General features: G+C 68.2%; 9 protein-coding genes, 2 tRNA genes and 1 pseudogene. 4 read left to right on the top strand and 8 right to left on the bottom strand.

Translation table 11 applies throughout. The features are described 5' to 3' along the window. Positions 1-40 precede the first annotated feature (40 nt). From AC07NX_RS22385 to fdhD, 4 genes are all read right to left on the bottom strand, one after another. Positions 41-1042, bottom strand: coding sequence for a glycoside hydrolase family 43 (locus tag AC07NX_RS22385; protein ID WP_494644839.1), 1002 nt, complete (start codon positions 1040-1042; stop codon positions 41-43). 203 nt (positions 1043-1245) lie between these two features. Further along, positions 1246-2085, bottom strand: a complete 840-nt coding sequence (locus AC07NX_RS22380) for a GIN domain-containing protein (RefSeq protein WP_494644837.1) — start codon at positions 2083-2085, stop codon at positions 1246-1248. A gap of 139 nt (positions 2086-2224) precedes the next feature. Further along, a complete protein-coding gene (locus AC07NX_RS22375; RefSeq protein ID WP_494644836.1) occupies positions 2225-4525 on the bottom strand; it encodes an FdhF/YdeP family oxidoreductase in 2301 nt (766 codons plus the stop codon). After that, positions 4525-5340, bottom strand: a complete 816-nt coding sequence (gene fdhD, locus AC07NX_RS22370; RefSeq protein ID WP_494644834.1) for a formate dehydrogenase accessory sulfurtransferase FdhD — start codon at positions 5338-5340, stop codon at positions 4525-4527. The genes AC07NX_RS22375 and fdhD overlap by 1 nt, the downstream gene beginning before the upstream one ends. A gap of 132 nt (positions 5341-5472) precedes the next feature. Here fdhD and AC07NX_RS22365 point away from each other — a divergent pair, with 132 nt between their 5' ends. Beyond that, positions 5473-7140: an FAD-dependent oxidoreductase gene (locus AC07NX_RS22365; RefSeq protein WP_494644832.1), complete on the top strand. Its 1668-nt coding sequence runs from the start codon at positions 5473-5475 to the stop codon at positions 7138-7140. 93 nt (positions 7141-7233) lie between these two features. After that, positions 7234-8595, top strand: a complete 1362-nt coding sequence (locus AC07NX_RS22360; protein WP_494644830.1) for a serine hydrolase — start codon at positions 7234-7236, stop codon at positions 8593-8595. A 9-nt stretch (positions 8596-8604) separates the two neighbouring features. Here AC07NX_RS22360 and AC07NX_RS22355 read toward each other — a convergent pair whose 3' ends face one another. From AC07NX_RS22355 to AC07NX_RS22340, 4 genes are all read right to left on the bottom strand, one after another. Continuing rightward, entirely contained in the window at positions 8605-9078 is a 474-nt protein-coding gene (locus AC07NX_RS22355; protein ID WP_494644828.1) for a DUF5071 domain-containing protein, read from the bottom strand. Positions 9079-9267: 189 nt separating this feature from the next. Beyond that, the gene (gene tuf, locus AC07NX_RS22350; RefSeq protein WP_035072114.1) at positions 9268-10458 is read right to left on the bottom strand and encodes an elongation factor Tu; all 1191 of its coding nucleotides are present in this window, start codon (positions 10456-10458) and stop codon (positions 9268-9270) included. A 54-nt stretch (positions 10459-10512) separates the two neighbouring features. Next, positions 10513-10586, bottom strand: a tRNA-Gly gene (locus tag AC07NX_RS22345). A gap of 76 nt (positions 10587-10662) precedes the next feature. After that, positions 10663-10748 (bottom strand) — tRNA-Tyr (locus tag AC07NX_RS22340). A gap of 171 nt (positions 10749-10919) precedes the next feature. On the opposite strand from AC07NX_RS22340, the gene rlmB reads away from it, so the two are divergent. After that, on the top strand, positions 10920-11738 hold the full coding sequence (gene rlmB / locus AC07NX_RS22335) for a 23S rRNA (guanosine(2251)-2'-O)-methyltransferase RlmB (protein WP_494644826.1): 819 nt from the start codon (positions 10920-10922) through the stop codon (positions 11736-11738). 122 nt (positions 11739-11860) lie between these two features. Continuing rightward, positions 11861-12378, top strand: a pseudogene (locus AC07NX_RS22330) (hypothetical protein); the annotation flags it as partial.

The raw sequence follows: 12378 nt of genomic DNA, 5'->3' as shown, positions 1-12378 counted from the left end.
TCGCTTTATATATATGTTTGGACGCGCGGTTCGCCGAACCTCAGCGCCCCGGCGCGACCAGCCCCTGCTCCACCGGCGCCTCGCGGTCGACCGACAGCACGCCGCCCGCCTCCTTCAGCTCCGCCACCTGGATCACGGTGCGCTGCCCGTAGTACGGGTCGGCCTTGGCCTGCGGCTCGTTGGACTGGTGGACGAAGTAGTAGAGGAAGGCCCTGCCCCCGCTGACCACCACGTCGGGATGCTGGCCCTTGGCGGTGTCGGTGGCCTGCGTTCCCGGCTGCTCCAGCAGGCGGCTCGGCTGCAAGGTCCAGGTCTCGGCGTCGTCCGAGCGCAGCACGATCAGGCCCTTCCAGGCGTCGGCGACCATCCACCAGGCGTCCTTCCAGCGGAACACCTTGGCCCCCTCGGCGGCCATGTCGACCACCGGCTTATCGCCGGCGGGCTTCCAATGGACCAGGTCGGAGCTCTCCGCCGTCACGATCCGGGCGCCCTTGCGCTCGTCCTTGTACCAGAGGCGATAGCGGTCGCCGATCTTCGCTACGCTGGCGTCGATCACCCGGTCCGAGCCCAGGTCCAGCGTCTCGCCGCAGGTCCAGGCCTTCAGGTCCTTGCTGGTCAGGTGGACGATCCGCGCCATGGCCCCCGGCTCGTTCCAGCGATGGAAGACGCCCGGCACCACGGTCAGCCACATGTGATAGGTCCCGCCCTCGGCATAAAGCTCCGGGGCCCAGAGGGTCTGGCCCGTGCAGGCGGCGGGGATCCTCGCCACGCCCTTGTAGGTCCAGGCCAAGCCGTCCTTGGACGTCGCCAGGCCAATCGGCGTGGCATGCACCCAAGCCACGTCCTTGGGGTCGGAGCTCTTCATCGTGGCGCGGCGGTTGGTGTAGAACATCACCCACTCATGGCGGGCCTTGTCGAACACGATCGATACGTCGGCGGCGCCGTCGGTGACGGGATCGCGATAGAGCGGCTTGGGCGCGGCGGCCTGCGAAACAGCGGGCAGCGCGAGCGCGCAAGCCAGGGCCAGCATCTGCAGTTTCATGCCGCTTCCTTCGATCCGAACACGGCCCTGCCGCGAAGCGACCCAAAGAGCATTAACTCAGACTATTGTCATCCCGGCCGTGACGAATGGACGGCCGGGATGACACGGTGGCCGCGTGGGTCTGGACTCGATTGAAACGCGCCTTCCACTGTCGTCATCCCGCGCGGAGGACCGCGTAGCGGACCGTAGGCCCGGGACCGACGCTAGCGGCCGATGATCACGTCACCGGATCCGGCGACCGACTTGTGGACCGGACCGTTGGCCTTGGCGATGCGCACGTCGCCCGAACCGGCGACAGACACCTCGACCGCATCGGCCTCGCCGCCGAAATCGACATTGCCCGACCCCATGATGCTGACCTCGACCGACCGCGAGCGGCCGCCGTTGACGGTCACATCGCCGGAACCGGCGATGTTGGCCTCGAGCTTGCCGTTGACGCTGGCGGTCGTGACGCCGCCCGAGCCGGCGATGTTGATCTCCAGGTCGCCGCCGATCTCCTGGGTCTTCACGTCGCCGGAGCCAGCGATGTTGATCTCGGCCGAGCCGGCGCTGCCGGCCCTGGTGTCGCCCGAACCGGCCTGGCTCAGCTCGAGCTTGCCCTTGACGTTGGCCACGGTCCAGTCGCCGCAGCCGGCGTTGGAGAGCTCCAGGTGGTCGGTGCGGCCGACGCTGCCGAACACCGCGCCCGCCGCGCCCACCTCGGCGTCCATCGGCACGCGGACCACGATCTGCGGAATGTCCTCCCACTTCACGTCGCCGACGCCGCGCACATGGACCACGGTCTTGCCCATCACCGTGTTGCAACCGTTGATGCGGTTCCGCCGCAGGCCGCCGTCGACCGTCACGTCGGACCCGTCCCGGCGGATGTTCAGCGGCAGGCTCTTGTTGGTGGTCAGGAATTCGACCTTCACGTCGCCGCGCGCCTCGGGCACCACGACGACCCGCGCCACGGCGTCCTTGATCTTCACGGACGGATCGGCGGCGGCGGCCCCGGCGAAGCCCAGGACGGTGGCGGCGGTGGCCAGAAGTAAAAGAGCGCGCATCGGTGTTCCCTCGAAGCAAGGCGTTGTTGAGGGAAGGCTAGCCGCGGCTTTATCGAGAAACGACTTAATTCGAGGTCATGACCCGGTTGTCATGATTGGGCCGCAATCGAAGCGGCGTCCCGTCGGGGTCCCGCGCCCCTCAGCCCCCATGGGCCGCCAGCCGCACCGGAACCGACTTGTAGGCGGGGGTGCCGCTGCGGCGGTCGTGGTCCTCCAGCGCGACCAGCACATTGGTTTCGGGATAGTAGGCGGCCAGGCAGCCGCGCGGGATGTCCCGCTCGACCAGGGTGAAGCCGCGCACCGCGCGTCGCCCGGTGTCGTCGAAGGCCGCCGTCAGGTCGATGCGGTCGCCGGCCTTCAGGCCGCGGGCGGCGATGTCGTCGGGATGGGCGAACACCACGTCGCGGCGGCCGAACACGCCGCGATAGCGATCGTTCTGGCCGTAGATGGTGGTGTTGTACTGGTCGTGGCTGCGCAGGGTGGTCAGCAGCAGCACGTCGGCCTGGCCGCGCCGGGCGTCCAGCCCGTCGCGGCGATGAGCCAGGAACTGGGCCTTGCCGCTGGGGGTCTTCCAGACGCGGTCGGACGGCGGCACCGGCAGGCGGAAACCGCCCGGTTGGCGCACGCGCTCATTATAGTTGGCGAAGGCCTCGGGGAAGACCGCCTCGATCAGGTCGCGGATCCTGTCGTAGTCGGCGGCCAGGCCGGGCCAGTCGACGATGTCGCCGGGCCCGAACAGCGCCGCCCCGATCCCGGCGATGATGCCCGGTTCGGACTTCAGCTGCGCCGAGGCGGGGGCGTTCAGGCCGCGCGAGGCGTGGACCATCGACATCGAGTCCTCGACCGTCACGGCCTGGCGGCCGCTGGCCTGGACATCGACCTCCGTGCGGCCCAGGCACGGCAGCAGCAGGCTTTCGTCGCCGTGCAGCAGGTGGGTCCGGTTCAGCTTGGTGGCGACGTGGACCGTCAGCCCGACCTTCCGGATCGCCGCGAAGGTCCGGGTCGGATCGGGCGCGGCCACCGCGAAATTGCCGCCCAGGCCGAGGAACACCCGGGTCTGTCCCGCCTCCATGGCCGCGATCGTTTCCACCACGGTATGGCCGTGCTCGCGCGGCGACTTGAAGGCGAAGACCCGGTCCATGGAGTCCAGAAACGCCGCCGACGGCTTCTCCCAGATCCCGACCGTGCGGTCACCCTGGACGTTGGAATGGCCGCGCAGCGGACAGATCCCCGCCCCCGGCCGGCCGATGTTTCCCTTCAGCAGCAGCAGGTTGACCAGCTGCTGCACGGTGCTGGACGAACTGCGGTGCTGGGTCAGGCCCATGCCGTAGCAGAGGATCGTGGCCTTGGCGGCGGCATAGGCCCGGGCCGCTTCCTCGATCTGGACCCGCGTCAGGCCCGAGCCCGCCTCGATCTCGTCCCAGGTCAGGCCCTCGACCACGGCCCTGACCGTCTCGAAGCCTTCGGTGTGCTCGGCGATGAAGGCGCGGTCCAGCACCGTCCCCTGGCTCTCGGCGTCCAGGGCCAGCACGGCCTTCATGATCCCCTGCACCGCCAGGGCGTCGCCGCCGATGGCCACCTGGTAGTAGGCCGAGGCGATCGGGGTCGAGCCCAGGGTCGCCATCTCGACCGGGTCCTGCGGCGCGGCGAACTTCTCCAGCGCCCGCTCCCTCAGCGGATTGAAGGCCAGGATCGTCGCGCCTCGTCGCGAGGCGTCGCGCAGGGTGGTCATCATGCGCGGATGGTTGGTGCCCGGGTTGTGGCCGAAGCTGAGGATCAGGTCGGCATGGTCGAAATCCTCCAGCGTCACCGAGCCCTTGCCCATGCCGATGGAGTCCGGCAGGCCGACGCTGGTCGGCTCGTGGCACATGTTCGAGCAGTCGGGGAAATTGTTGGTCCCCACCCGCCGGCCCAGCAGCTGAAACAGGAACGCCGCCTCGTTGGAAGCCCGGCCCGAGGCGTAGAACTCGGCCTGGTCCGGGTGCTCCAGCCCGCGCAAGGCGTCGGCGGCGCGCGCGAACGCCGCGTCCCAGGCGATGGGAACAAAGCGGTCCGTGGCCCGGTCGTAGGCCATGGGATGGGTCAGCCGGCCCAGGTCCTCCAGGGCGTGGTCGCTCCAGGTCAGCAGTTCGGCGACGGTATGGACAGCGAACACCTCGGGCGTGGCGCGCTTGGTCGTCGCCTCCCAGGCCACCGCCTTGGCCCCGTTCTCGCAGAACTCGAACGACGAGGTGTGCTTGGGGTCGGGCCAGGCGCAGCCGGGGCAGTCGAAGCCCTCCGGCTGGTTGGCGCGCAGCAGGGTCTTGCCCCCCTCGATCACCGTCTCCTGGTCGCTCAGCGCGCCGGCCACCGCCTTCAGCGCGCCCCAGCCGCCGGCGGCGCCGTCATAGCGATGGATGCCGGGAATGCCCACGTTCGGCTTGCCGTCGTCGTCGGCCATCAAACGCACTCCGGAACAACGTCGAGCAGGCGCTCGGCATGGGTGAAGACGGTATGGCCGTCCGCCCGGGCCAGGGCCGCCAGGGTGAGGCCGGCCTCCTCGGCCCGACGGATCGCCAGGTCGGTGGGCGCCGAGACCGCCACCAGGATCGCGCACCCCATCCGCACGGTCTTCTCGACCATCTCGAACGAGCAGCGGCTGGTGACCAGCACCAGGCCTTCGGACGCATCGCGCCCCTCGCGCGCCATCGCCCCGGCCAGCTTGTCCAGGGCGTTGTGGCGGCCGACATCCTCGCGGACCAGGCGCAGCGTCCCCTCCCCGTCCGCGAAGGCCGCCGCGTGGGTGGCGCGGGTCAGGCGGCCCAGGGCCTGGGCGTCGTCCAGAGCGTCGACCGCCCGCTGCACGGCCTGGTGCGTGACCCTGGCGCCGCCCTGCAGGCGCGGCAGCGGCCGCACCGCGTCGGCCAGGCGCTGCACGCCGCACAACCCGCAGCTGGACCGCCCTTCCAGGGTGCGCGGCCGCGCCTTCCGCTGGATCGCCCCGGGCCTGAGCCTGACATCAGCCAGGATTCCCAGGTCCGTCTCCTTGACCTCGACGCCCAGAATGTCCTCGGCGCGGGCCACCGCCTCGGTCACGGTGAAGCCGCGAGCCAGGTCCTCGACATCGTCCGGGGTGGCCATCAGCACGGTGTGCGGCCGGCCGTCGAACGACAGGCCCACGGCGACCTCCTGGGGCGTGGCGCGGGCGACGGTCTCGGACCCGGCCGCGACGCGCCATTGGACGGCGGAACGGCGTTGGGCGGCGGCTTTCGACATGGCCGGAGTCTACCGCCTCGTCGCCACCATCTCCAACCCCGAAGCCCTCGATCCGTTCACGACGGCGCGAACATTCAAATTCCGTCACGCCGGGCGGATGACCGAACGACGATCCTGAAGCACTCTAGGGTCATGGCCATCATCGACACCCGCCGCGACCAGATGTTTCCCATCCTCGAGCCGGAGGAGATCGACCGCATCCGCCGGTTCGGCGACAGGGCCCACGCCAAGGCCGGCGCCGTGCTGGCCAAGGCTGGCGAGGTCTCGCCCGGGGTCATGGTGGTGCTGGAGGGCGCCGCCCGGGTCACCCGCCGCGACGCATTGGACGAAACCCACCTGATCGTCGAGCACGGCCCCGGCGCCTTCATCGGCGAGCTAGCCCAGCTGTCGAACCGCCCGTCCCTGGTCGACGTCCACGCCGTGACCGACCTGGAGGTGCTGCGGATCAAGCCCGATCGGCTGCGCGCGGTGCTGATCGCCGAGGCCGAGCTGGGCGAGCGGATCATGCGGGCCCTGATCCTGCGCCGGGTCGGACTTCTGGAAACGGGGGCTGGAGGCCCGGTGATCATCGGCCGCGCCGCCGACGGCGTGGTCATTCGCCTGTCCGGCTTCCTGGGCCGCAACGGCCACCCCTACCGACACCTGGACCCCGACACCGTCGACTGCGCCAAGGTGCTGATCGAGCGCTTCTCGATCGACGAGGCTGAACTGCCGATCGTGCTCTGCCCCGGTGGCCAGTTGCTGCGCCACCCGTCCAACGCCGAACTGGCCCGCTGCATCGGCATGGTCGGCGAGCTGGATCCGGACCATGTCTACGACGTGGCCGTGGTCGGCGCCGGCCCCGCGGGCCTGGCCACCGCGGTCTACGCCGCCTCGGAGGGCCTGTCGGTGCTGGTGCTCGACACCCGGGCGTTCGGCGGCCAGGCTGGGGCCTCGGCGCGGATCGAGAACTATCTGGGCTTCCCCACCGGCGTATCGGGCATGGCCCTGATGGCCCGCGCCTACAACCAGGCCCAGAAGTTCGGCGCCAACCTGGCCATCCCCGACGAGGTAGCGACGCTCGACTGCGACGGCGACGCCAAAAAGGACGGAGGCCTCGGCGGCTATCACCTGAAGCTGGTCAGCGGCGAGACCACCCAGGCCAGGACCGTGGTGATCGCCAGCGGCGCCCGCTACCGGCGGCTGGATATCGCCAACCTGGACCAGTTCGAGGGCAGCAGCGTCCACTACTGGGCCTCGCCGCTCGAGGCCCGGCTGTGCGCCGGCCAGGAGGTGGCGCTGGTCGGGGCCGGCAACTCAGCCGGCCAGGCGGCTGTGTACCTGGCCAGCCAGGTCAAGAAGGTGTGGCTGGTGATCCGCGGCAAGAGCCTGGACGCCAGCATGTCCCGCTACCTGATCGACCGCATCAAGAGCCTGCCCAATATCGAGATCGTCACCCGCAACGAGATCGTCGCCCTGGAGGGCGAGGACGGCCAGCTGCGCGCGATTCGCCACCGCGACCTCGACACCGGCGAGGAAGACCGCTGCGAGATCAGCCACCTGTTCCTGTTCATCGGGGCCGCGCCCAACACCGCCTGGCTGAGGGAGTGCCGGGTGGAGCTGGACAACCACGGCTTCGTGCGCACCGGCCAGGACCTGGCCCCAGGCCATCCGTCCCTGCAGACCAGCCGCCATGGCGTATTCGCCATCGGCGACGTGCGGGCCGGCTCGGTCAAGCGGGTGGCGGCGGCGGTCGGCGAAGGCGCCCAGGTGGTGGCCGCGATCCACGCCTACCTGGCCGAGCCGGTGACGACGGCGTGAAGCGCGGCCGCCCCACAAGCCAAGATTACGCATCCTTAAATTGCGCCTTGTCGCCCGGACGCCGATCGTCCAATCGACAAGGGGATCAATCTCATGAAGTTGACGATAGTGCTCGGCGCGACCTGCTTGCTGGCCGCCTCTCCCGCTCTCGCCGCCGCGCCCGCTTGCGCCGGGCCGGACTACGCCGAGCAGGCGCGCGCCCTGATCAGGCCTTACCAGGAAGCCCAGACCTTCAGCGGCTCGATCCTGGTGGCCAAGGACGGCGCGCCGGTGTGGCGCGAGAGTTTCGGCGCGGCCGACCGCGAGTGGGATGTCGCCAACACCGCCGACACCAAGTTCCGCCTCGGCTCGATCACCAAGCAGTTCACCGCCACGGCGATCCTGCAGCTGGCCGAGCAGGGCAAGCTGTCGGTCGACGATCCGATCTCGAAATACTACGCCGACGCCCCGCCGGCCTGGGCCAAGGTGACGATCAAGCACCTGCTGACCCACACCTCCGGCATCCCCAGCTACACCGCCCTGCCCACGTTCTTCGCGAAGGACTCCAAGCTGCCGCTGACGCCCGACGAAATCATCAAGCTGACCCGCGACATGCCGCTCGAGTTCGAGCCGGGCGCGAAATACGCCTACGACAATACCGGCTACATCCTGCTGGGCTACGTCATCGAAAAGGTCTCGGGCGAGACCTATGCCGACTATGTCGGCAAGCACATCTTCGCGCCGCTGGGCATGCAGGACAGCGGCTACGACGTCAGCGGCATGATCCTGCGCCACCGGGCCTCGGGCTACCAGGGCTCCAAGGACGGCTGGAAGAACGCCGACTATCTGGACATGACCCTGCCCTATGCGGCCGGCTCGCTCTATTCCACCATCGACGACCTGCTGATCTGGGACCGCGCCCTGGCCGATGGCAAAATCCTCACCCCGGCTTCGCGCCAGGCGATGTTCACCGACTACGGCCACCACTACGGCTATGGCTGGCGGATCGACCAGGAGGCCGGCCACGAGCGGGTCGGTCACGGCGGCGGGATCAACGGCTTCTCGACCGGCATCGTGCGCTATCCCAAGGACGGCGTGGTGGCCGTCGTGCTGTCCAACTACAACGCCTCGCCGTCCAACAGCATGGCCGAAAAACTGGCCGGACTGTGCGTGGGAACGTACCAGCCGCCGAAGGTGGTCGCGTTGTCCACTGCGACGCTCGATCGCTATGTCGGCGCCTACGTCCTGTCGCCGACCTACACTTTTACCATCCGCCGCCAGGGGGAGCAGCTGATCAGCCAGGGCCCGGACGAACCGCCTCTCCCGATCTACGCCAGCGCGCCGGGCGAGTTCTTCTCCAAGACCGCCAGCGCCACCTTCAGCTTCATCCAAACCGGTGACGCCCCGGCCACGGCGCTGGTGCTTCACCATGGCGGCAAGGACAAGACCGCGCCGAGGGTAGAAGCGAAGCCTTAGACCTCAAGCCTAGTCCTGCTCGTGAGGCTCCAGGCCCAGCAGCGCCTCGTTATGTTTCCGATACGACTCCGGCATGACGCTTTGGCTTGAACCGTTGTCGAGGCGCCGGAGCATGTTTCGCGCCAGCTCATCGATCAGTTCTTCGCGTTCTCCGTCGGTCGGCTTTTTGGCCAAATGTTCGAGTTCGAGCTTGAGCGCCGACAACAGCGAGGGCGACTCCGCCACGACGCAGATCAGAACCCAGTACTTCCAGATGTCGTCGTCTGTCCGCAGGATCGATCGGATGTGCGGCGCCAGAGGTTCCCCGAGGCTGATCAGAAATGGATGCAAGGCCTGTGCGACAGGCCAATTCAAATCCTGCATCCACTCCAGAAGGGCGGGCAGAATCGGCTCGATGGCGGGATAGCCCTTGGCGGACAGCCGCCTCACGGCATCCACGTCAAGTTTATCCTTGGGCAACAAGCCTTGCAGCGCGTCGTTCATGTGGCCCCATAGCACGGCTTGGCTAAAGATCGGTTCTCCGTGATCGAAACTCCAAAGCAAAAGGCCCCGGAGTTTCCTCCGGGGCCTTCGCCTGATCAGCTAGGTCGCTGAGATCGATCGATTACTCAACGATCTTGGCGCGCCAGAAACGCATGCGTTTCTGGCCACTAAGCCTGGTCGTGAAAATCGTTATTCAACGATTTTCGCGACGACGCCGGCGCCGACGGTGCGGCCGCCTTCACGGATGGCGAAGCGCAGCTTCTCTTCCATGGCGATCGGGGTGATCAGCTCGACGTCCAGCTCGGCGTTGTCGCCCGGCATGATCATTTCCACGCCTTCGCGCAGCTTGATGATCCCCGTGACGTCCGTCGTACGGAAGTAGAACTGCGGGCGGTAGTTGGTGAAGAACGGGGTGTGACGGCCGCCTTCTTCCTTGGTCAGGATGTAGGCTTCGGCCACGAACTTGGTGTGCGGGGTGATCGAACCCGGCTTGCACAGCACCTGGCCACGCTCGACGTCTTCGCGCTTGGTGCCGCGCAGCAGCACGCCGACGTTGTCGCCCGCTTGACCTTGGTCCAGCAGCTTGCGGAACATTTCCACGCCCGTACAGGTCGTCTTCTGGACCGGACGGATGCCGACGATCTCGACTTCCTCGCCGACCTTGACGATGCCGCGCTCGACGCGGCCGGTCACCACCGTGCCGCGGCCCGAGATCGAGAACACGTCTTCGACCGGCATCAGGAACGGCAGGTCGACCGGACGGTCCGGCTGCGGGATGTAGGTGTCGACCGTGGTCATCAGTTCCAGGATCGACTGCTCGCCGATCACCGGGTCGCCGCCGTCGATGGCCACCTTGGCCGAGCCCTTGGTGATCGGGATGTCGTCGCCCGGGAAGTCGTACGAGCTGAGCAGCTCGCGCACTTCCATCTCGACCAGTTCCAGCAGCTCGGCGTCGTCGACCAGGTCGACCTTGTTCATGTAGACGACCAGGGCCGGCACGCCGACCTGACGGGCCAGCAGGATGTGTTCGCGGGTCTGCGGCATCGGACCGTCGGCGGCCGACACCACCAGGATCGCGCCGTCCATCTGGGCCGCGCCGGTGATCATGTTTTTCACATAGTCGGCGTGGCCGGGGCAGTCGACGTGGGCGTAGTGACGGTTGGCCGTCTCATATTCCACGTGCGCGGTGTTGATGGTGATGCCGCGGGCCTTTTCTTCCGGCGCGGCGTCGATGTCGGCGTAGTTCTTCGCGGTCGCACCACCGGTCTTGGCCAGAATGATGGTGATCGCGGCCGTCAACGTCGTCTTGCCATGGTCAACGTGACCGATGGTGCCGATGTTGCAGTGCGGCTTGTTACGTTCGAACTTTTCCTTGGCCATCGTCTCTACCTTCGCGCCGGCGGGCTTGTTTCAGGGAATTTCAGTGTTGGGAGCTGGAGCGGGTAGCGGGAATCGAACCCGCATCCTCAGCTTGGAAGGCTGCTGCACTACCATTGTGCTATACCCGCCAAGCTAGCGGGGTCGCGATCGGCTCCCGGTCTGGCTTCTTCGGGGCCCAGGCTTCTTGGGAGCTCTCGTCGCGCGTGGTGGGGGAAGTAGGACTCGAACCTACGAAGGCGTACGCCAGGGGATTTACAGTCCCCCCCCTTTGCCACTCGGGACATTCCCCCAGCGCGCGACAGAGTTCCTTCAAAGCGGCCTTTCCATCCTCGAAACCGGCGGCGGACCGCCCGTCACGAAAAAGGAACAAAAGCTTCCTCGAGACCTGTGAGACGGTGCTAAAGCAGCGCCGCCCTGGCTCTTGGAAACCCTCAGGGCCCCAAATCGGAGCGCGTCTTATAGTGTCCTCTCATTCCGAACGCAACGACCGGAAAAAGCCTTCTTCGCCCGGACGTGATTTTCGTTCCAAGCCTCGGGAAAACAACAAGTTTTCCAAGGGCCAGGGCGACGCCAAGGACTGGATCTGGGGGACTCACGCCGTCGAGGCAGCCCTTTCCAACCCCGCCAGACCCGTTCCGAAACGGCTTCTGGCCACCCCGGACCGCGCCAAGCGACTCGCCCCGACTCTGAGCCGAGCCCCCTTCCTGCAGATCATGGAGGGCGCCGACATCGCCCGTCAGTTGCCGGCCGGCGCCGTGCACCAGGGCCTGGCCCTGAAGATCGACGAGCCGGAGATGCTGAGCGTCCACGACCTGGGAACCCCCGCCCGGGGGCTGCTGGTGATGCTGGACCAGATCACCGACCCGCAGAACATCGGGGCGATCTTCCGCTCGGCCGCCGCCTTCGGCGCCAAGGGGGTGATTCTGCAGGACCGCCACGCCCCCGCCCTGACCGGCGTGCTGGCCAAGACCGCCGTCGGGGCGGTGGACAAGATCCCCCACGCGCGCGTGGTCAATCTCTCCCGCGCGCTGGAGGAACTGGCCGACCTGGGCTGGCGGGCCGTGGGCCTGGCCGGCGAGGCCGAGGGCACGCTGGACCAGGTGCTGGACGATCGTCCCACCGTCCTGGTGCTGGGGTCGGAGGGCGAAGGCGTGCGCCGGCTGGTGGCCGAGCACTGCGACGCGATGGGCCGGATCGCCATGCCCGGCGGCTTCGAGAGCCTGAACGTGTCCGCCGCGGCGGCGGTGGCGCTCTATGAGGCGTCGAAAGTTCGCGCATGAGAAGAAACCGGTTCGTAAATCCTTGTTAACCGTTTTGATTTGATCGCCACGACGTGGTTTTCTCGAGCCGAGACGCGAGGCTCAGCTTGGCGAAACTTCAAGACAGGAAATCGGGGGAGCCGATGGCGCCTATAACAGTCCGTTCGGCGGCGCTCCGTTCGGTGGTTCTGGCCGGCTGCGCGACGAGCGTCCTGACGATCGTCGGTTGCGGCGCGCGTGAGCCGGTCCAGACTCCGCCGGCCGCCCCGGCGGAATTGGGCTACGAGACCTCGCAGCCTCCCGGTCCGACGGACGCGCCGTCCGCCGCCGAGGGCGCGCCGGCCGACGGCCTGCTGGGCGGCCCGCCCAGCGCCGCGGAACCGCCGGTCCCCGTCGTCGCGACCGGGCCGTCCCTGCAGACCTGGCGCCGACCCGACGGGACCCTGGTCACGGCCATGGCGCCGATCGCCAATCCGCAGGACTCGCCTTCCCCCGCCCGCCCCGCCGTCCGTTCCCATATCCGCCACGCGCGGCCCGCGCCGGTCGTTCCGGCCCGCCGGGTCCATGCCGCGCCGACTCCTGTCGCGCCTGTCCGCGCCGCCTCGCCTCGGGCCGCCGCCGCCGCCCCGGTCGCAGCCCGACCCGCGGCCAGGCCGGCGCC

The organism is Caulobacter sp. GW821-FHT09A05 (genome assembly GCF_059418465.1).
Note: the sequence above shows the minus strand (reverse complement) of the source record. Positions and strands in the feature narration are given on the sequence as shown.